This is a genomic window from Chitinophaga sp. 10T418, from assembly GCF_056394125.1.
Genome location: NZ_JBFTHG010000009.1, coordinates 271,208 through 295,355, shown reverse-complemented (window position 1 = coordinate 295,355; position 24,148 = coordinate 271,208). Strand labels below are relative to the sequence as shown.

General features: G+C 46.4%; 6 protein-coding genes. 2 read left to right on the top strand and 4 right to left on the bottom strand.

Translation table 11 applies throughout. From position 1 onward, the window contains the following. Genes AC1DCV_RS25180 through AC1DCV_RS25165 form a run of 4 tightly spaced genes read right to left on the bottom strand, consistent with a single transcriptional unit; the run spans position 1 to position 6,704 of the window. Entirely contained in the window at positions 1-1,527 is a 1,527-nt protein-coding gene (locus AC1DCV_RS25180; RefSeq protein WP_477025758.1) for a RagB/SusD family nutrient uptake outer membrane protein, read from the bottom strand. A 17-nt stretch (positions 1,528-1,544) separates the two neighbouring features. Then, positions 1,545-4,943 carry a SusC/RagA family TonB-linked outer membrane protein gene (locus tag AC1DCV_RS25175; RefSeq protein ID WP_477025757.1) on the bottom strand — a complete coding sequence of 1,133 codons (3,399 nt, stop codon included), beginning with the start codon at positions 4,941-4,943 and terminating at the stop codon, positions 1,545-1,547. A gap of 51 nt (positions 4,944-4,994) precedes the next feature. After that, positions 4,995-5,978, bottom strand: a complete 984-nt coding sequence (locus AC1DCV_RS25170) for a FecR family protein (protein ID WP_477025756.1) — start codon at positions 5,976-5,978, stop codon at positions 4,995-4,997. A 60-nt stretch (positions 5,979-6,038) separates the two neighbouring features. Further along, positions 6,039-6,704, bottom strand: coding sequence for an RNA polymerase sigma factor (locus AC1DCV_RS25165; RefSeq protein WP_477025755.1), 666 nt, complete (start codon positions 6,702-6,704; stop codon positions 6,039-6,041). A 226-nt stretch (positions 6,705-6,930) separates the two neighbouring features. Here AC1DCV_RS25165 and AC1DCV_RS25160 point away from each other — a divergent pair, with 226 nt between their 5' ends. After that, positions 6,931-14,643 (top strand): SpvB/TcaC N-terminal domain-containing protein, encoded by a 7,713-nt coding sequence (locus AC1DCV_RS25160; RefSeq protein WP_477025754.1) that lies wholly within the window; start codon positions 6,931-6,933, stop codon positions 14,641-14,643. 31 nt (positions 14,644-14,674) lie between these two features. Then, positions 14,675-24,106, top strand: a complete 9,432-nt coding sequence (locus tag AC1DCV_RS25155; RefSeq protein WP_477025753.1) for a Tc toxin subunit A-related protein — start codon at positions 14,675-14,677, stop codon at positions 24,104-24,106. The last annotated feature ends 42 nt before the right edge of the window (positions 24,107-24,148 follow it).

Genomic DNA, 24,148 nt, shown 5'->3' with positions numbered 1-24,148 from the left:
TTATTGAGCCATAGGATTATTAACCGTTTCTTTCAGCGGAAGCGGATAAAAAGCTTTGTCTGCCGGGAACGAGCGGCCGGCTTCTTTCATCTTTGCTTCCAGCAAACCCCATCTGCGCAGGTCGTAGTAGCGGCAACCTTCCATGGTAAACTCCATCACTCTTTCATGCACTATCTGGTTAAACACGGCAGCTTTGCCGGTGATGTTTAAGGCAGGCATTTTCGCTCTGTCCCGCACTGCATTCACGAGGTCCATAGCGCCGGGTTTACCTAACTCGTTCAATACCTCTGCCTGCATCAGCATCACATCTGCCAGTCGGATCAGCGGCACGTTGATGGCATTGTCATTACCCAAACGATCGAGCGAAGCAGGTACCCATTTCCGGAAAGCGATTACACTGGTGCCAGCCCCGAAAATGTCATCGTAAGTATAGCCATAGGCTCTTGGCGTAGTGCCATCATTAAAATAAGGATCGTTGAAAACGATGCTGGCATATACGCGGTGATCATACAACTGATCGCTGGCGGTTCTGCCTTCTTTCAGCATTTCTGTCAGCAACCGCGGCGTGCCATAAATCTCTCCATAGCCACCCATTTGAGACGCAGCTACCCAGTCACCCAGGTAAGAACCATAGGCTGCGCCATTATTAACATCAGAGGACTGCTGTAATTCAAAAACGGATTCCTGGGTGTTCTTGGCTGCGCCGTTGAACATGCTCATAAAATTACTTTCCAGGTGATACTGGTTGGAACTGATCACTTTACCCAGCCATTCTCCTGATTCAGTGAGTAAAGCGGTGGCAGCACCTTTATCCTCTCCTGCACGATACAAATACGCTTTTCCTAACAATGCCTGTGCAGTTCCTTTGGTCACACGCCCCAATTCGGCATCCGGACGCTCGCTTCTCAACGGCAGTACTTTCTCTGCAGCTTTCAGCTCATTACAGATAAAATCCCAGGTTTCTTTTCGCTCAGATAAAGCTTTGGGCAGATCTCCTTCTTTCAAAGGCACTTTATCCCTGATAATGATTTTCTCAAAATCGACGAGCAATTTGTAGTGATAGTAAGCACGGAGAAAATGTGCTTCTCCGAGGATCATGTTGCGGGACGCATCATCTATCATTTCCGGCTTCATCGCCGCTACATTTTCCAGCACCTGGTTGGTATAATAAATGCCACGGTAATTCTCCCGCCATAACAAATCGATGGCGTAATTACCGGAAGTGAAGTTGAAATTATAATGCTCTATCCACCAGGAATAATTATAAGCATCATCGCCGGCTTCCACATAATCTTCGCGGTAAAAGCTCCGCACAGAACGTGCTTCTACGTAGTTATCCCAATATACAAATCCTTCTACCTGCGAATAAGCAGCCGACAACCCTGACAACGCCCTTTCTTTGGAAGTCCAGTACAAGCTGGTTTCCAGCTTGTCCGGAGAACGCTGATCCAACACGTCTTTGCTGCAACCCGGCGCGATGGCCAGTAATGCAAGTACAACCGGAATATATAAGTGTAATTTTTTCATTTTAAATAGTTTTATGCTTAGAAAGACAATTGCGCACCCAGCATTACTTTTTTGTTCTGTGGATATTGCATCCGATCCAGACCTGCATCTAATACCGATGCCCTGGAGACTTCCGGATCCAATCCGCTGTATTTGGTAATTGTCAGCAGATTTTGTCCGCTGGCATAAAACCTGATCCGTTGGATCTTATAGCGGCTCAACAAACTTTCCGGCAACGTATAGCCGAGCTGGATAGTCTTCAGACGCAGGTAGTTACCGCTTTCCAGGAACCGGGTAGATTCACGGGCGTTTCTGTTAGGGTCGCCCAACACGGCGCGTGGCATGTCTGTATTGGTATTTTGCGGCGTCCAGGCATTTAATGTGGTAGTGAGAAAATTACGGCCGGCATCCATTCCTTCCAGTTCAAACCGGTTACCATTATACACCTTGCTACCATTTACCCCCTGCACAAAAAGTGAGAAGTCTATTCTTTTATAATTCAGCGTAACATTAAACCCATACTCAAATTTTGGGAAGCCGGAACCCTGGTAGGTTTTATCATTCTCGTCAATTACGCCATCACCGTTCGTATCCCTGAAGCGGATATCACCTGCTTTAGCGGCAGGTTGTAAGCGGTCGCCGGTCTTGCTTTTGTAGTTGGCGGCGTCTGCATCTGACTGGAAAATACCATCTGCTTCATACAGGTAGAAAGCACCTACTTCACGACCTACACGGGTTTGGTTGGCATAATGATCTGCACCGAATTTAAGACCTGTACCGTATAAAGTCTGTCCGGCGTTTGCCAGAGAAACCACTTCGTTTTTCACACTGCTGAGTGTACCGGTAAGACTATACTGCAAACCTTCTTTACGACCACCGGTGTACGTAAACTCCAGCTCCCAGCCACGATTCCTGATTTTACCCACGTTCAATGTTGGATTATTTACGCCGGAAGATGGCGGCACTTCTTTGGTGACCAATAAGTCATTGGTGTTATTGCTAAAGTAGTTGAAGGAACCACTCAGACTATTATGAATTAAACTGAAGTCAAAACCAACGTTGGCGGAACGGCTGTTTTCCCAGTGCAGCTCACGACCCAACAAATCCCGGCCAATGATACCAGGCCATGGTGTACTGCCACTACCCTGTACTGAGCCACCGGCCCAGGTATTATCCACTACCATCAGGTTCAGGTGATCATAGGGGTCCAATGCTTCTTCCGTACCTAACTCACCATAACTGGCGCGTAATTTTAACATGTCCAGCCAGGTAATGCTGTTCATGAAATTTTCTTTTTGCATATTCCATCCCAATGCTACAGAAGGGAAGATGCCATAATGCCTGGCCAGGTCAAATTTGGAGGAACCATCTCTTCTGATGGACAACTGCACCATATAGCGGTTATCGTATGCATAGTTAATACGACCTAATGTAGACAAACGAACATATTTTGTTCTGCTGCCGCCAGCGCCAAAAGTACCCCCCAGTGCACCATCTATGGTAACGAAGGAAGGGTCAAGGAAACCACCGGGAACTGTTTTTTCTACCAGCTCTCCATTCTGAATAGTGCGTACGGTTGTTTTACCATCTGCCGTAACATCCAGCCATTCGCTGGTACGTTCCTGTGCGGTGTAGCCTGCCAGTAGGTTCAGTGAATGCTTACCTGATGTCAGATCATAATACAGGAGGTTTTCCATGAGCCGTTGCCTCGCGTTGGTGCGCACATTGTAGAGATAAGCATAAGGCACCGCACCATCGTTGGCATTGATACGCACTGCCGGCCGGTAAGTAAAGCCAAAATCGTTTTCATTGACCAGGTTCAGATTGGTCACAAACTTCAGCCCTTTCCACAGCGCCAGCGTGAAGCGGGTATTCACATTAAAGTATTGTGTGTTGGTAGCGTTCTGAAAATAATGATCTGCTCCCATGGGGTTCTGATACTTGGGCAAGCCATCTACCTGCAAACCATAACCATATTTCTCTTTAGGGTCCAGTACGGGKAGTAAAGGTGACTGGAAATAGGCTTCCCGCACGGCGAACCTGGGAACAGTGGATTTCGTTTCTGAATAGGTAAGGTTAGCTTCTGCCGTTAAAATTCCTTTCTTGTATTCATTACGGGAGCGGATGGTTTTCTTCTTAAAATCAGATCCTATATAAGTACCTTTTTCATTGGTAATATCTCCGCTGAGGGCATAGGTGATATAGTCGCCACCACCACGGAGGTTCAGGTTGTAATTTTCAGCACTGCCGGGACGGATAATTTCATCCTGCCAGTTGGTATTCACACCGGTATTTTTAGTGACAAAAGCAGGTAACGTACGACCTGCATTTGTATACATCATTTTGTGAACGGCTTTATACCCTTCAGCATCCAGCATATCATATTTGCCAGTAGGATTTACCACACCATAGTAAGCATTAAAATCAATGACAGGTACCCCTTTCTTACCTTTCTTGGTGGTAATGAGGATAACGCCATTGGCACTGGAAGAACCGTAAATAGAAGCCGCAGCACCATCTTTCAATACTTCCATAGAAGCAATATCATTATTGCTCAGGTAAGTCGCATCACCGGGAGATCCATCAATAATATATAAAGGCTTGTGACTACCCATGGTACTAAGGCCGCGGATACGTACATCCGCCTGAGCGCCGGGTTGTCCGCCGCCATTCGTTACCGTTAAACCTGCTACCCTGCCCTGCAGTGCATCCACCGGGTTGTTGGTAGACATGTTCGCAATCACATCTCCTTTTACAGAAGAAATGGCGCTGGTCACATTACCTTTCCGCTGTGTACCATATCCTACCACTACTACCTGGTCCAATACTTTTACTGAAGGATACATGGTAATGTTCAGGTCCTGGTGACCGGTGGCCTTTACTTCCAGTGATTCATATCCTATAAAGGATACTTCCAGTACTGCATTTTCGGGAACACCGGTGAGATTAAACTTTCCGTTCTCGGCGGTCAGTGTACCTCTGCCTCCTCCTTTTACCTTTACGCTCACACCCGGCATCAGTTCACCGGTAGCGGCTTTTACGATACCCTGCAGGTCTCCTTCTTTTTGCTGATCTGATTTAGAAGTGGCGGGTGGAGCGACTGGCTTTACCAGGATCATGTCCTCCGTTATTTTATACTCAAGACCTGTAGCGTTACAGATTTCTTTTAGTAAGGCCTCTACGGTACGTACTTTTTTATCGATGGTAAATTTTGCGGTACGTTCAAGGTCATCGCGGTTGTAAGAAAATTTCAGGGCGGTATTTTTCTCCAGGTAACGCAAAGCACTGATTACACTGGATTGAGAGAACCCTATCTCTACTTTATTTTTAAGTCCTTCGGTAACCTGTACCCATGACAGCAAACATACTGCCACCGCGATACAGAGCACGCGCCGGGCTATACCCTTGTAGGTACAAGAGATACATTTCTTTCTCATAACATTAGAAAGTTTATTGTTTAGAATGGAATCGCAGGCTTGCTGCTATAATTAATGGTTGATAAATAACTCGCCTTTATGAATGTCTGTTTTAAGATTAGTGATGTAAGAAATAGAAGCTAATACATCTGGCAGAGATTTGTTCACGAATTCGCCATTGAAATGAATAGCCGGATAATTGCCCGGGGTGATGTGTACTTTAATGCCATACCAGTATTCCAGCTGATCTGCCACTTCAGACAGGGATGCATCTCTGAACGACAATTTCCCGTTACGCCAGTCCTGTTCGCGCGTGGCATCGAAGGTGCCGGTAATCAGCTGATCGTGGATTGTTTTTACGGTTTGTCCCGGTGATAATTCCTTTGCCTTGTTTGCTGCAGCTACACTTACTTTTCCGGAGAGCAATGATACCTGTACACTACTGTCGAAAAGATAGGCCCGCACTTTAAAAACGGTACCCAGCACCTGTACCCTGGTGTTACCCGCAGTAACGGTAAAGGGGCGCTTATCATCTTTTTGTACATCGTATAATGCTTCTCCCGTAAGTATTAAATGACGTTCCTGCTGGTTGTAATTATCAGGCACGCGCAATTCACTGTTACGGTTTAAAATTACCGTGCTGCCATCCGCCAGTAATACCTGTTTACGGGCGCTATCCGCACGATACGTGGTGTAAGCAATGGCCTTGCTATTGGTGGGTGATTGTTTTTTCCACATCCATGCAAAAGCCATACAACCTGCCAATGCAGCTGCTGCGGCATAAGGGAGATAATTTCTGCGGCGCTTTACCGAGTCATGATCTGTTTCAATAAGTGCACGCAGCTTATTGAACTCCTCCTGCTTTTCCTCCGCGTTTAGCTTTACACCTAGCCGTAGTACCCATTCCCGCGCTTTATCTGTCTCTTCCTGCTTATGTGGGTTCCGTGCAATCCAGTCATTCCAGAAAGCAACGTCCTCCTCATTACTTTGCAGACAGTAACGCACAAAAGAGTCATTCAGCATAAAGTCTTCCGCCATGAAGGATTGTAGGTTCATGTATCACCCGTTTAATGTAAAGAGGACCGGTATCTTAATTATTTACCAAAGAAATGGAAACTATTTTCCAAAATACAACATAAGTGTGAGCACGAAGAGGGACATAATCTTGCGGAGCTGTACGATGGCGGTATGCAGGGTATTATATATGGTACGGATGGAAGCAGAGGTCTGAAGAGAAATTTCTTCCATACTCATATTTTCATAAAAGCGAAGCCGGATAAATTCTTTTTGCCGGGCAGTTAACTGGGCCAGCACCCTTTCCATTTTATCGCGTAGCTGTCCGTCTGACTCCAGGTTGATCAGCACCGTTTCATAGGGCTGTTCTTCCGGCTCCTGGAATAACTGCCCGGCATATTTACCGGAGCGCTTGTTTTCTTTTCCTAATAATTTGCTGAGACGGCGTTTAAAGCAGATAAAAATATAATTCGGTATATGGTCAGGCATGATCAACTGTTCCCGCTTCTTCCATAACTCTACAAACACATCATTAATGGCTTCTTTTACCATCTGCGTATCCGGCACTACCGAGATGCCATAATGATATAAGCTATCATACAGTTCATGATAGATCTTATACAGGCCGTGTTCATTATGTTGTTGCAGTTCATTCCAGAAAACGGCAAGCCCGGTTGCTGCCGCAAGATGGCTGTTGTGTACAGGAAGTTGCCTTATATGCTTATCGGAATCAGTTAGCGCCACTGGAATCAGGTTATTGGTCGCCAATTTATTCTATTTCCTGAATGTATCCTATGTAAAAATTACCCCGAAGTATACCAATTTTAACCGAAGGGCATGTTAAAATTTGTATACTTCGGATAGGAGAAAATTGTTTTTTATCTTTATAGTGTTATATTTAGAGAGAAGCACTGGATAAAGATCGATAGCAATAAGATCCCCAAAAGATAACCTCGATACCCCCAAACCCCGATTTTAAAAGTATCAGAACATTATGGATAATAATGACAGCGCTGTCCAGGATAGGCATGGTTCATTTTCCGTGCTCGGGCAAGAGCGCAATACCCCGTCAAACGCCTTGAACATACCCCGCATATCGCTTCCTGCCGGCGGTGGCGCATTAAAGAGCATAGATGAAAAGTTCCAGGTAAATGCCGCTAACGGAACCGCGTCTTTCACCATTCCCTTACCCTGCACACCTAACAGAAATGGCTTCCAGCCACAGTTGTCGTTGTCTTATAATTCAGGTACCGGCAACAGTCTTTTTGGCATTGGCTGGGACATAGGTCTGCCCGCCATTCAACGCAGCACGGATAAAAAACTGCCCCGGTATTTTGATACCAATGATATCGATGACATCTCCGGGGAAGATCTTTTTATGTTTACCGGTCTGGAAGAACTGGTGCCGCTGATGGACTGGAAAAGCAATGCCTGGCAGGTAAGACAGGAAACCATCGGTGCACTTACCATCCGACAGTACCGCCCCCGGATTGAAAGTGGCTTCTCCAGGATAGAACGGATCTTTCATCCCGATAATGGCTACTACTGGCGTGTCACCACGCCGCAAAATACGGTTACCTTCTTCGGCTATAGTCCTGCATACCGTATCATGCATCCGGATGATGCCCGGCAGATTTTCAAGTGGCTGCCCGAATGCAGCTTTGATGATAAAGGCTCCTGGATCTGGTATGAATACAAAGCAGAAGATCTTAAAAATGTGGCGAAAGCGTTGCCTGAAAAAAACAGGTACAATGGTCTGCAACCTTTTGTCAACAAACACCTCAAACGTATTAAATACGGCAACAAAACGCCTTATTATCCCAGCTCCGTTTATGCTGTGGAGCCGCCTCCGGATCCTGATCATTTCTTTGAGCTGGTATTTGATTATGGCGAGCATGACCTGCTGCTGCCAACACCCAACGATCCCGGCGACTGGCAGGCCCGTAAGGACCCATTCTCCAGCTGCCGTGCAGGATTTGAACTCCGCAGCTACCGGTTATGTCAAAGGGTGCTACTGTTTCATACCTTCGCGGAATTGAACGCCGGTATGCCCACCCTGGTGAAGTCGCTCGATTTTACCTACGCACCTGCCAGCACACCACCGCCGGGCAGTGACCGCCCCACTGCACTCACCTATCTGACAGGCATTACCCAGCAAGGCTATATATGGCACAACAGTGCCTATTCCGTTAAATCACTGCCCCCACTGACCTTCGATTATCAATGGCTGCGCTGGAATACGGAAGTAAAAGAAATCAGCCAGGAAGGCCTTGTACATGCGCCTTCCGGACTTGCCGATAATTATCAATGGGTAGATTTATATAACGAAGGCATCAACGGCATCCTCACAGAACAAGCCAACGGATGGTATTATAAATCCAACCGGGGAACAGATGAAAACGGAGACCTCTGCTTTGACAACGCCCTTGCGATCCTCCCAAAACCATCCTTCACCGGCATCAGCAACGGTACCCTGCAACTACAGGACCTCGATGCCAATGGACAGAAGCAGATCGTAGTCTACTCGCCCACTTCACAAGGCTATTTTGAATTAGGAGATGATGGCCACTGGCAACCTTTCCGGTCATTCCTGAAAACACTCAACCTCGATCTGCATGACCCGAATGTACGCATGCTCGACATCAATGGTGATGGTAAACCAGAGATCCTTTTTTCTGACCAAGGTGCATTCTGGTATTGGGAAAATGAAGGCAAAACAGGTTACGGTGCGCCGGAACTGGCCACCAAACCCTATGATGAAGAAAAAGGGGCCGCCATTCTTTTTTCAGATCCGGAACAACGGATCTTCCTCGCAGATATGTCTGGCGATGGATTAACGGATCTTGTCCGTATCAGGAACGGAGAAGTTTGTTACTGGGCCAATATGGGATATGGACGTTTCAGCGCCAAAATTACCATGGATAATTCCCCCCTCTTTGATACACCGGAAGCATTCAATCCTGCCTATCTGCAATTGACAGACATCAGTGGCACCGGCGCTACCGATATGATGTACCTCGGCAAAAAGGAATTCTGTGCCTACCTGAATTTCAGCGGCAATGCCTGGAGTGACGTAACCACCATCCAACCATTTCTTCCTACAGAACAACCCAATAAAATTACGGTGACGGATCTCACAGGCAACGGAACCGCCTGCATCGTATGGTCCTCCACATTACCCGCCTATCGCGGAACACCGATGCGCTACATCGATTTAATGGGTGGCCGTAAGCCGCATATCATGTGCAGTCATAACAATGGCATGGGCAAGCTAACTACCGTAGTCTATAAAAGCTCCACGCATTACTATTTGCAGGATAAAAAGAATGGAACGCCCTGGATCACGCAACTGCCTTTCCCTGTCCAGGTAGTTGCACAAACCATTATTACCGAATCAGTCACCAACGTCAGATATACTACGCAGTATACCTATCACCATGGCTATTATGATGCTGCAGAACGGGAGTTTCGTGGGTTTGGCAGAGTAGAACAAACCGATACAGAAGACTTTGATGTATTCACTGCCGCCAATCCCGCCAACGAACATCATCAGCCACCAGTGCTCACCAAAACCTGGTTTCATACCGGCGCCTTCCTCGACAGAGAAAGGATCCTCAGTCAATTCAGCCAGGAATACTGGTCCGTACTTTTTAAGAATAATGGATTTAGCACCACTGCAACAGAGTATGCACTACCCGATGCGGTGATAATACCCAATCCGAAACTGAGCGGATTTTCGATAGACCAGCTCAGCGCCGCCGAGTGGCGCGAAGCCCTCAGAGCCTGTAAGGGCATGGTGCTGCGCCAGGAAATATTTGGACTCGATGCATCGAAAAGAATAGCGGATGAAAAGTTAGCTCACAACTATGCAGACAATGATCCCGCTTTTATCACCTTCAAAGCCGCCGCTTGGGAAACGGAACAAATTCCATTTTCCGTAGCAACACACAACTGCCTCATTGAATTATTACAGGAACGCGGGATCAATAAATACGCCGCTTTCCTGGTAAAAGAAAGTGAAGCAATTAACTACGTATATGAACGACAGGCAACAGATCCCCGCATTGCACATACGCTTACCATTGACACCGATGAACTGGGCAATGTGCTGGAATCTGTATCCGTGGTATATCCCCGGCAGCAGCAGGAACCTTTGCTGCAACCGGCTCCGGGCGATTCTCCCGCCACCGCATCGGCAAAACAAAAAGCAAAAGAAGCGCAGCAGCAACAATGGATCACTTTTACACGGAATAGTTTTACAAAAGATATTATCACACCGGAAAATTATTACCTGAGAAAATCCTGGCAAACGCAAACCTATGAGCTCACCGGCTTTACACCGGGTGTTGGTCATCCTGCTTTTACGATCGCCGACTTCAAAGGGGTCATAGATCCCACTCCCGAAATTGCCTACCAGCAAACCGCCAATAATCTCTCGCCCCAGAAACGTTTGACGGAGCATGTTAAAACCATCTTTTACAATGCTTCCCTCACCTTACCGCTTGCCGAAGGCTTGATGGAAGTACGCGGCGTCACTTACGAAAGCTACCAACTGGCGTATACACCCGGCCTGTTGCAGGATCTTTTTATGCCCGATGCTTTTTCTTTACCTTTTGTAGTCGGAGATACAGACCTGCAGCAGGGAGGCTTTATATCCGATGCTACTAACTGGTGGATACCATCAGGCACTATACAATTCTGTCAGAATGGTGAAACGCTGACTAACATAAAAAATCGGTTCTTTAGTCCTGTTAGCTATACCGATCCGTTGCAAAGTATCTCCACCGTATTTTACGATCCATATTACTTATTCCTGCAACGAACACTTGATGCCCATCAGAATGAAACAAGGGTACTTACATTCAGCTATCGTACGCTGTCGCCATTGCGCATGCTGGATATCAACGATAATATTTCTTCCGTCATCACAGATGAACTGGGACTGGTGAAAGCCACTGCCATAGAGGGGAAAGCCAGCAACGACCCGTTGCAGGGACAAGAAGCCGACAACTTAATCGGGATCACCGCCTACACCGGATCACCTGAATCCGGAAATATAGCCACCTTCTTTGCATTAGCTAATACAGCAGCACCCGGTATCTGCGATTACACCCAATTACAAACGCAGGCCCGGCTATTACTCCACAACGCCTCAGTAAGAATGGTGTATGACTTTCATCAGCACCCCTGTGTAGCGGCCGTCATTAAACGGGAGCAACACGCCGCGGTTAATCCGGATAGCCCGCTGCAAATCAGTTTTGAATATACCGATGGATTTGGAGAGGTAGCCATGAAAAAAATACAGGCAGAAGCCGGAGAAGTACAACTGCCTGATGGCTCCGCGTTAAACACCGGCACTCAATTACGCTGGGTGGGCAATGGCCGGACCGTGTTGAATAATAAAGGCAATCCTATCCGGCAATATGAACCGTATTTTTCTACTACGCCCGCCTACGAAAACGATCCTGCCTGGGTAGAAAAAGGCGTTTCTCCTATCCTCTACTATGACGGCACCGGTAGAAGCGTTAAAACCGAACTACCCAATGGAACGTTTAACAGGGTGGTATTTGACGCCTGGAAGCAATGCTCTTATGACGTCAACGACACCGTTAAAGAAAGTGCCTGGTACGCCGCACGCATTAACCTTCCTAACCCAAATGATCCGGAGAAAATAGCCGCTATAAAATCAGCCGTGCACTACAACACGCCTTCCTGTGTTATCACCGATACATTAGCCAGACCAATACTGAGCATAGATCATAATCGCTGGGAAGACGGCATCGGCAACGTGCTGGAAGAAAAATATTTTAGCCGGGCAAACATGGACATAGAAGGAAATACTTTGACCATTACAGACGCCCGTGGTAATACCGTGATGGCATGGCGCTATGATATGCTGGGCCACCGGGTAGTACAAACAAGTATGGATACCGGCAAACGCTGGACACTGCATAACATCATGGGCAACCCCGTAAAGATATGGGATGAACGATGCCACGAACTATCGTTTGAATATGATGCCTTACACCGGCCAACAGGCAAACGCATCAATGGAGGCGATACCGTTATTTATGCGCAGKCCCTGTATGAAAAAGTAGTGTACGGCGACAAACCCGCCATGACCGCCGCAGAACGCGCTGCAGAAAAATTACTGAACCGCATCGGCCAGTTGAAAAATTTGTATGACAGCGCCGGCAAAATCATCTCCGGCACCTTCGATTTTAAAGGCAACCTGCTGGATACCACCCGCATATTTGCACTGGATTATAAGCACATGCCCAACTGGGATATGGTGAACCCCGACAGCTTACTGGCCACGTCACCGGAATATACACGTACCACCTTTACTGCGTACGATGCGCTGAACAGACTTATCCGGCAAACAACCCCCGACAATAAAATCACCACACCGGACTTTAATCCAGCCGGATTACTCAACGCTGTTACTGTTCATGAAAACGGCCATGACAGCCCCTTTATAAAAAACATTGACTACAATGAAAAAGGACAACGCAGCGGTATCTTATATGGCAATGACGTATTAACTAAATATAAGTACGATCCCCTCACCTTCCGGCTCAGCAGTCTTGTTACCACCAACAGTACTGCCAAAAAGTTACAGGATCTGCAATACGTATACGATCCCACCGGCAACGTGCTCCGGATAAATGATCCCGCGCTGCCTGATACCTTCTTTAAAAATACCCTCGTGACAGCAGCCAATGAATATACTTATGATGCGCAATACCGCCTGATCAATGCTACCGGCAGAGAAGCCGATATCATTGTTTCATTGGGTACCACCGATAACTGGAATGACCTTCCTTTTATAAATCAACATGCTACCAGCGATAACAATGCATTGCGGAATTACAGTCAGCGTTATCAATATGATGTGGTAGGAAATATTAAACAGATGGGGCACAGCGCTGGTACAGGTTCCTGGACAAGAGATTATTTGTACGAAGACCATAACAACCGGATAAAAAGTACCACCATTGGCAGTCAAACCTGGTTATATCCACACCATGCACAGCACGGCTTCATGACTGCTATGCCGCACCTGCCGGTGATGAACTGGAATTTTAAAGAAGAACTGCAAGCCACGGCACAGCAGGTGGTCAACAACGGCACACCGGAAACGACTTACTATGTGTACGACGGCACCGGGCAAAGAACCCGGAAAGTAACGGAATATGCTGCCTCCGATGGCAATACGCCTTCCAAAAAAGAAGAGCGGATCTACCTCGGCAGCTATGAAGTATATAATAATTCCAGTGGGCTGGTAAGGGAAACCCTGCATGTGATGGATGACAAAACCCGTATAGCAATGCTGGATACAGAAATTGCCCCCGCTGTTATTATAGGAGGCAGTCAGCAACAGGCGCCGGTAGTAAAAACCATCAGGTATCAGCTGGACAATCACCTGGAAAGCGTTACCCTGGAGCTGAATGAAAATGCACAAATCATCAACTATGAAGAATATCATCCCTTTGGTACTACCGCCTTTCAGGCGAACAACGCTGCTATAAACGTAGCGGCTAAACGCTATCGCTACACCAGCAGAGAACGGGATGAAGAAACCGGATTGGAATACCACAGCGCACGATACTATATTACCTGGCTGGGACGATGGTGTAGCGCCGATCCCATTGGCACCGGTGCAGGATTAAATCTTTACCGGTATGCACGAAACAATGCCGTTACCCGATCGGACGTCAATGGCAGGGCTGATATTGCCATCCACCAGTATCTTACCATACTCATTGCATCGCAGTATGTAGGTGATGAGGAGGCCATGAATATAGGCAGAGCTTCTAATGTAAGTGACCGGAGAGATAAGCTGGACGCCACCAGCAACAGCATGAACTTTTTTGGCCACTATGTAAAGGAAACGAATATAGAAGGCCATGCCTTGTATAATGGTACCACAGAAGAGAAATTCAGCCACTTCTATAACAAATTCAAAAAGGAGACCTCACCAACACTGGAAGGTGCCGGAGAAAACCTGTTGCATCCTATACAGGATGCGCACTACCATAAATCCGAATACCTGCTGGGCGACAGATTAGGGCATCTGATGTTCCCGGAAGCCGACCTCGCAGTACGTGGTAAAAGCTTTGAGGATTTTATGGCATTGGTAAGGGATAACGAAAAGGCACTCGAACTAATGCAAGACAAAGGTGTAATCACAAAAGGTCATTCAAAACTGGGAAAAATTTCAGAGAAGGAATGGCGGAATGTATACGAAGGATTGAAAAAAGTGGAAGATGAATACGAAGATGCATTTTTCCTGTTGAATGGTGGTGGTTTAATACCCATCATTGGTATGATCGCCGGCACCATTGGCGCAATGATAGGCACCATTATCGGGGCCATTGTTGGCGCTTTCATCGGAGTATTCAGCAGTCGTAAATCGAAATCCTATGGAAATGGTGGTATAACGGGATCAGAATGGATAGGAGAAGGTGCTTCATTTGGTCAGTTAATTGGCGGCGCTATCTTCGGCTTAGCCGGCCTGATTGCCAGCCTGTTTAAATCCAAATGGCCTAACCCGGTGGGTTCCGTTAATGAAGGCGAGTCCACTTTTATGAAAGAAGTGTTAAGCAAAAAAAGAGGCATGGAAGTAGAAGGCCCTCTGTCTTCAAAATCCAAGGAAGAATTTTGCCCTGCACTTCCGGAACAATATAGTTACATGTGTATATAGCTGATAATAACAAACAATAAAATTCACTATCATGATAGCCCCCAAAAGCGATTCCACCCATCTTTTTCATGCTGATTTCGGCAATGACAAAGCCTTACTGAGCACTTTTACAGCGCTGCTAACAACCCATAACGGGGACGCGAAAGCTGCTATATCCACCCTGGAAGGAGATAAAGCATTTACTCCTGAACTATTGAACAAGCTGCAGTTTACTGCTGCATTGGCCACCTGGTCGGGCAACAACGCGCACATTGTAGACAAATTCCAAAAGGACGCTGCCACCAATACCCTGCGGGATATTGCGCTCCGCTTCAATCAAACTTCCTTGGCCGATAGCATTCCGGATGATGCAATACCTGCAGGCACAGATAAAACAGATTTCGCAAAAGCATTGCATACCCGCCTTTTTCAGCACGAGCCAACAGCAGTGGTAGTTAACATGGTGAAAGATCCGGAGGTCCCCCTTTTAAATACCCCCTCCGGCGCCACTACCGCAACGATACTGGAAAAAAATCCGGACTTTAATATCCGGTCGCATCCTGTTTATGATTTGTTGAATAAGGCAGATGTATTAAAAGATGTCTCACCGGATGATCAGGAAAAAGTAAAAAACGATTTAAAATCATTACAGAGAATAGTTCGGGTAAGCCCGGCTCCGGAAGCCGTACCGGCGCTGTTATCCGCTAATTTCACCACTGGCTTAAGCATCAGTGAAATGCCCCGGCAGCAGTTCACCAACATGATGACGGCCAATGGCCTGGATGAAAACACAGCGGCCAGCATCCATGAAGCAGCCATGGCAAGACGGGTAACCGGAGAACAAGCCATGGCATCTGCCATAGAAACCATGCGTGGCACCGGCATCGCTTTAATTGATCAATCAATGAATGCAGCCAGCCAGGCCACTACCAACACCATACCCACCAGCCCATTGGATTGGAATGCCCTTTTTGCAGATGCCGACTTCTGCGAGTGTGGCGAATGTACGTCCGTATACAGCGCAGCTTCTTACTTTGTGGAGCTGCTGCAATACTTAAGGAATAACAACCTAAGTGAAAAAGAATCCGGCGCAGATCCTTCCATCAAAATAAAAAGTAACCCGGCAGATATTTCAGGAACACCCTTACAAAAACTATTTGATCGCCGCCCGGACCTCGGCTGCCTGGAGCTCACCTGCGCCAACACCAATACCATTCTGCCTTACGTAGACCTGGTAAATGAAGTAATGGAGCAATATGCGGTGTACAATGATCCAAAAAAATTAAAGGCATTTAATGTGTCCAACGAAACCAGCAGCGAATTGCTGGCACAGCCACAGCATACTAACTACCACGCCTACACGATCTTATCAAAAGCAGTATATCCGTTTAACTTACCCTATCATCAGCCTATTGATGTGATCCGGAACTACCTGGAGTTCCTGCAAACCAGTCGCTACGAATTAATGGATACCTTCCGCTCACCCCGGCAAATCCATGCTACCCCCACACCTGATCCGGTAGGCAGCGACGCGGATGTCGCCAGTCCCGACCCGGATCCTACTGCAGCCAGGAATGTACAACTGGATCAATATCATCTTGAATACCTTACCCGTGCCACGGATGCTGAATATTTAAAGATTACCCAGGATGAATACATCATCCTGACAAAGGAAGCTTTCGTCAGCAGAAATCAATGGGACATCCAATGCAATCATGCTAACACCGCGAAGGCATACCATGATGCCATCCAGGTGAAGCCTGTTTGCGACTACTACGGCTATGACGATCCGTCCAAAACCACCACTGTCAATACCGCAGAGATGCTCAGCACCAATGAGGCAACAATGGTGGGACTCCAATTTGTAAAGCGGCAACTGTTGCCACGTACAGGCATTCAGTATTCGGAGCTGGTGGCATTATTGAAAACCAGGTTCCTGAATTTTATGATGCCGGAAGGCAGGGCATTGACCATTATGGAAAGCCTGCCCTTCAGCTATCGCTACCTCATGACGCTGTCGTTAAAAGAACAACTGGAAGCCATCCACAATCCTGAAAAATGGGCGGCATCAAAAGGGCTGGACTTTAAAAAACCAGCACCTGACCCTTGTCAGCCGAAACAACGGGAGCGACCCATAGATCTCAAAGAAATAGAACACTGGCTGATTTGTTCGTTTAAACAAGTGGGAAAAATAATTGTGCTCGACGAAGGCTGTCATTGTATCAATGGCACCCTGATCGTGAATAGCCCCACCCACAATGTAGCCGCAGCGGTGGCGCCATCTGCCATACAATTTGAAATACGGGATTGTGTGTTGTACAGAGAAGAAAGAAAACAATCTATCCGCATGGCAACGATAGATTGCAAAACAGGTATCATCACCTTTGAAGGGGAATACAAATCTTATAATGACAGCTTCAAAAGCTTAACAGGATCAGTTGTACTGAATAATAAAACCATCGGCCATTTCCAGAACAACAAATTCAGCCGGGTCGATTTTACTGCCGACTGCGACATTTCAAAAACCGTGATGATTCATTTAGATGGCTCCCCTGTTACGGAAGCGGAATACGATCGCTTCCACCGCTTTATCCGCCTGTGGCGTAAACTGGAATGGAGCATCGATGAAACAGACAAAGCCATCATGAGTTTGTCTTACACTGCCGGCAACACATTTGATCCGCTTGAATGCCAGCGTAAAAGTGTAGACGACTGCAGCTGCGAAAACAAACAATTACAGGTATGGCTCCATTATAACATTAACACCGCACTCATTCATGAGTTGGTGGCCGTAAAAAAATTACTGGACCTCACCGGGCTGGAGTTGATAAAGCTACTCTCCTTCTGGAGCAATATCAGCACCGCAGGCGATCCTTCGCTGTATGCCCGCCTGCTGCTAACACATAACATTACCGGAGAAGACACCGTTTTCCAACCGGATAGTGACGGCAATTACCTGACCACCCCCATTCTTATTAAAGATCACATCCCGGTGCTGATGTCCGCATTCAATCTATCCTCAGATGATTTGAATGCAATCCTCACCCAGCATCCTACCCTGGTGAATCTGACACTGTCCAACATTTCTTTTATTTACCGGTATACTTTACTCGCAAAAGTAGTAGGCTTACGAATGCCGGATTTCATTGCAGCATGGCCCATTTTCGGCGATCCATTCACCAGTGCGGATGCAACACTCACCTTCATCAACAACTGGACAAAAATGGATGATGCGGGATTTGATTACCGGCAACTGAATTATATTCTCCATAACATTGATAATACTAAAAAGCCGTTTACGCCCGCCCTCATCACCATTCTTCAACTGGCCAAAAACATGTATGACGGCCTGAATGGAATTGATACCGCGAACCCGGATCTGGTGGCTGCTGACCCTACCGCTTCTCCCGATGACCAACAGGCCGATCTGCAAAACCAGGCGTCGAACGACCTGGTAAAATCGAAAGTCAGTTTATTATATAACCAGGCGGAAGTAACGCTCATCATGGGTATCCTGAATGGCACCAATGTATTCAGCACCAATGTGCCCGTACATCTTGATACCGCCCGCGATGGTCTTGATAGTAAAAATGACCTCATTGCCAGCCCACCATCTGCCGATCTGCTCTCGTTAAGGACTAAACTGATTTATGACTGGGCCAATGGTCGTATCCAGGTAACGGGCGTTCTTACCCCCGGAGAAATCACCGCGTTTAATGATTTGAGTATTGATCCCAACTGGGATCCATCTATGGACCGCATCACCAAACAACAGGACAAACAATTTAAGCTGCTGTTAGCAGGTGTATGTGATTCGATCAAAAGTATTTTATTGCAAGGCGATAAAGTAGTGACCGCCGACCAGATGATAGATGGACTCCCCGACCCCAATACTGCACCGGTAAAGCGACTCGCTTTTCTGAATGTTTTTCTGCCTTATCTCCGTCAACAGTTATATCACAGCTTTATCATCAACCGCTTGTCGGATCAAACGGGGATGGACCTGGCTGTAACAGATTTGCTGGTGTCCACCATTTTAAAGGTACCTGCTATTCCCACACCGGTATCGGTTTACAACGTATTTGAAAGTATTAAAAACAGCACCGCTCCTGCTGCCACCGGCTGGAATGGCTTTCTCATTCCAGCTTCCGACAGTGTAGTGACGTTCATCGTGCAAAACGGCAGCACAACAGTGGCGCCGGTGATATTGCTGGGTAACACAGCACTTCCTTTTGTACAGCAGGATGATCCTACCAATGAATGGTGGTCGGTACCTACTAAATTGCTGGCAGGGAAAATTTACACCTTCCAGGTAAACGACCTGGATAGCTCTTTAAAAGACCTGAGCTGGAAAACGGCTACTGCGATGCCCGCGCCCATTCCTACCGCCGTTTTACTACCTGATTTTGCCAGCAATAGTACCAGCGCCGCCTATACCCTGCTGATAAAAGCGGCCATACTCATTAATGGATTTAGTATCAGTGCAGATGAAGTCAACTATATTTTTGAAAATGTGCCCGATTTTGGTATTGACTTTAATGCCCCCGATATTACCCAGTGGCTGCGGCTGGAAGCATATACCAGGTTGCGCAATTCACTGCCGCCAACCGGTACCAATTTGCTGGAATTCCTGCAATGGACTGGCACAGTCGGCATAGACAAAACGCAGCTGATTCCCAAAATAGCCGCATTAACATTGTGGGATAAAATTGCTATCGGTAAGCTGATTACGCCTGCACATTTTAACTGGAACGATCCGGTATATTTCAAAAACGAAATCAATTTACTCACCCTGCAGCAGGCCATTGGTGTAACCAGCAAAATAGGAATGGATGTGGACCAGCTATTTGACTGGGCGCAGCCGGGAGCGACCTTCTCTGTTTGTCATACGATTGCAGAAAGCATTAACAAAGCTATTCATGCCAAATACAAACAAACGGATTGGGAACAGGTCATCAAACCTGCTAACGATCTGCTGAGGAACCATCAAAAAGATGCACTCATCGGCTATTTGCTGGTAGATGAAAAAATACAAAACTGGGGCGTAACGGATGCCAATGGTCTTTTTGAATATTTCCTGATTGATGTGCAGATGGATGCGGTGATGGAAACCTCCCGGATTGTACAGGCCATATCATCCGTACAATTATTTATACAACGTTGCTTCCTTGGACTGGAAGCAGACAAATCAGGCATCTCCAACGATATCCTTGACCGCGACCGCTGGGATTGGATGCAGCGCTACCGCGTATGGGAAGCCAACCGGAAAGTATTTTTATATCCCGAAAACTGGATTGAAAGTGATCTCCGGGACGACAAAAGCGCTTTCTTCAAAGAACTGGAAAGCGAACTACTTCAAAAAGATATCAATAAACAAAATATTACCGATGCCCTGAAATCCTATCTCTATAAAATACACGAGATATCGAATATGGAAGTGGTGGGATTTTATATTGATGGCACCCCAACGGGCAACCAATGGTCGCCCGGGGCAAAGCTCCATGTATTTTCCCGTACACGTAATACGCCTTTCTTCTTCTACTATCGTTACCTCGACCTGGTGGAAAGTAACTGGTATCCCTGGGAGAAAATGCAGATAGATATTCCCAGTTATGATATCACGGATAAAGAAATTCTGATGGTCGTTTCGGGTACGCACAAATACAAATCACCCTATACCCATTTCTATCTTACCCATTGCAGTATTAAAGGTTACCTGCCCAACACACCTGATTTTTCAGGTGGCAGTTATACCTGGAAAGGCAACGTAAATACCATCGGTGTCCTTAAAAAAATCTCCATCCACGTTCCTGCCCTTGATGGAACCGCCGTAGGAAGAATCATACAAACAAGCTGGGATAAAGATAATTTTACCGGGATATTTATGGGGCTGTTAACCAGGACAAGAAATACGAATGGTTGCTTCCTCATACCAGTAGTCTGGAACGACCGCCTCTTGATCTTCTTCCCACAGATGATCAAAAAAACAAAACCGGCGGAAAACGGAAGTACAACTTTTAATGACCTGGCTAAAACTTCTTCCAACGATAACCGGCCTATTGACTACTATGAAATAAAAATGGGCTGGAGTGAATACCAGAATGGTAAATGGACACAAAAACAAATTGGAAGTGACTTCTTCAATTCTGCGCCCATCAGTATTATGCAGGATATAGAGTACTTTAAATTTGTACCAGTAGTATATCCCGATCATGTGCTGATCAATGTGGATGATAAATACGACAGTGACGGTACCTTCAGAGGAGCATTCAGTTTTAATGGCAATGTCATCAACAATGCCAGCCCGGTGACCACAGAAGCAATTCCGATCGATTTCTTCAATCAGTCGAAAGGAGATTTGTATTCCTGGCAAATAGCTTCTTCCGATAAAAAAAGAGTCAATAAAGATATCTATTTTGAGTCGCCGGACCTGGTGGAGCTATCGAATGGCTTACCAGGGACCAATAATTTCAATCATCCTTTTAGCAGCAAGTTGCTGGGCAACATCAACCTCCCGGATGTAGCCAGTTTCTTTGGTTTTAACTTATCTCCCGCTATCAACAAAGGCGATACTTTTGGCGCCTATTCCAACCAACAGGTACAAACGTATCATGAACTGAAGCGCCCTTACTCCCTCTACAACTGGGAGCTGTTTTTCCATGCGCCCATGATGCTGGCCAATGCGCTGAGTGAAGGTCAGCAGTTTGAGGAAGCCATGAAATGGTACCATTATGTATTTAACCCGATGGCCAAAGGTAAGGATGATACCAGGTTCTGGCAGTTTGCACCATTTAAAGAAATAGATTCAAAAAGTATTCTCGATAAAATATTCAATCAACTACAGGCAAATACTGCTGCCGGAGAAGACATGACCGAATGGCGCAACCATCCGTTTATGCCGCATGTAGTAGCCCGTAATCGTCCCGTAGCATATATGAAGTGGGTGGTCATGAAATACATTGATAACCTCGTGGCGTGGGGAGATTATTTATTCCGCCAGGATAGTATAGAAAGTATTAACCAGGCCACACAAATGTATATCCTGGCATATCATATACTGGGACAGCGTCCTACCTTTATTCCTGTTCGCGGCAAAATTCAGCCGCAAACCTATAAATCCCTGCTGAACAAATGGGATGCCTTTGGCAATGCCATCGTAGAACTGGAATTGGTGGCACCCTTTAGTAATCAGCTGATCGCGCCGGGAGTGGTGAATGCGCAGAAGGAAATTGAATACGCCAACATTTTTGGATTTGCTTCTACCCTCTACTTCTGTATTCCCAACAACCCTACCCTCATGGGATATTGGGATACACTGGACGACAGGCTGTTTAAAATCCGGCATTCCGAAAATATAGAAGGGGTATTCCGGATACTGCCGCTGTTCCAGCCACCGATTGATCCGGCCCTGCTGGTAAATGCCGCTGCACAAGGCTTAAGTATAGACGCCGTATTGAATGACCTCAACACTTCCATGCCTAATTATCGTTTCTTTTACCTGTTGCAAAAGGCCCTGGAATTATGCAATGAACTTAAATCACTTGGCGCCGCAATATTGTCTGCTATTGAAAAAGGAGACAATGAATCTTTATCACTCATTCGTGCAAAACATGAAGGTGTGATGCAAAACCTGCAGATGGAAATCAAGAAAAAACAGGTAGATGAAGCACTGAGCGCTCTGGAAGGATTACAGCAAAACCGTAAATCTCCTGTTTACCGCATGCAGTATTATTTGCAGCTCATCGGTGAAGATGCCGGAAAAGTACCTGACATAGATACTGACTATTCGGAAATCGCCAATGCCATTGAAACACCAATAGATGACAGTGGGTTGAAATTAATTGCTTACGAACAGGAAGATATGAACATGGCCTCGCTGGCTGCCGGCTTCCAACTGGCCGCTGGCACGCCGGAAGTCATCGCCGGAATATTATTTGCCATCCCGATGATTACCGGGGCAGCAGAGCCCTTCGGCGTGGGTGTAGGCACCAGCTATGGTGGCAGCAATTTAGGACAGGCTGCACAAACCATGTCTAAGGCCCTTCAGATGACCGCCAACTATATGTCGTACCAGTCGGCCAGCGCCGCCAAGAAAGGAGGCTTTAAACGCGCCCTGCAGGAACGGGTGATGCAGGCCAATGCTGCAGGTTATGAAATCAAACAGATCGATAAACAGATCGCCTCGCAGCAAATAAGGATTGCCATGGCAAACCAGGATATTATCAATCAGCAAAAGCAAATAGATAATTCCCAGGAAATAGAAGACTTCCTGAAAAATAAATATTCAAACGCAGAACTGTATACCTGGATGAAAGGAAAGCTGAAAACCTTGTACCGGCAGGTGTATAGTGTAGCCTACGATATTGCGCAAAAAGCCGAGAAAACATATCGCTTCGAACGGGGCCTGTCGTCCACCAGCTTTATCCAGAGCGGCTACTGGGATGCCAGCCATGATGGTTTACTGGCCGGTGAACAACTGTATGTGGGCTTAAAACAACTGGAAGCCGCTTACCAGGAAAACCGGGGATATGATTATGAAATCAATAAACATATTTCTATCCGGCAGCTAAATCCACTGGCGTTATTGTCGCTGAAGGAAAATGGTTTCTGTGAATTCTCCATACCGGAATACATTTTTGATATGGACTATCCCGGACATTATAAACGCAGGATCAAGGCGGTATCCATTTCTGTTCCTTGTATTGCCGGTCCATATACCGGCTTAAATGCCACGCTGCGTTTGCTGGATCATACCTTCAGAAATTCTGCCCTCGCCACCACCAATAATTATCCGGAAAAGACGGATGAAAGTGATGACCGGTTTATGAAATTCATGGTGCCCATTTCAGCTATTGCCGCCAGTTCCGGGCAAAATGATAGCGGTATGTTTGAATTAAATTTTAAAGATGAGCGTTACCTGCCGTTTGAAGGTGCCGGCGTGATCAGCAAATGGCGTTTTGAGCTGCCTACATTCCAGCAATTCGATTATGATACCATTACCGACATTATTATTTCTATCCGCTACACCGCTGTAGAGGGAGGCGACCGGCTGAAACTTGCTGCGACAAAGAGTGTCACCAACTTCATCAAAAAAACCGATGACCTGGCAAGAGAAGAAGGACTGTTTATTTTTGTGGACCTGAAACACGATCTGCCTACAGAATGGCATAAGGCGATGACCATAAAAGATGCGTCCGGCAACAATACGATGGACCTCAGCAAGCTGACCAACTTCCTGCCTTATTACGCTACCTATACTTCGAAGCATTTGGTGGTGCAGGATTTCTTCCTGGTATCCAGTGATCAGACGGCCATCTTTTCTTTAAATAGTGCTCCATTAACGGATAGTCAGCCTATAGGCGCATTAAAAAGCCTCGCGCTTACGGAACCGGCAGATGCTATCAAAGACTGGAAGCTAAGTATACAAAGCATGGCAACACCCATTGATAAAGCGTTTGTGGTGTTGCGGTTTACGCTGAGTTAAACATCCGGAGATATCCCGGTTGTTATAATATTTCAAAAAAAA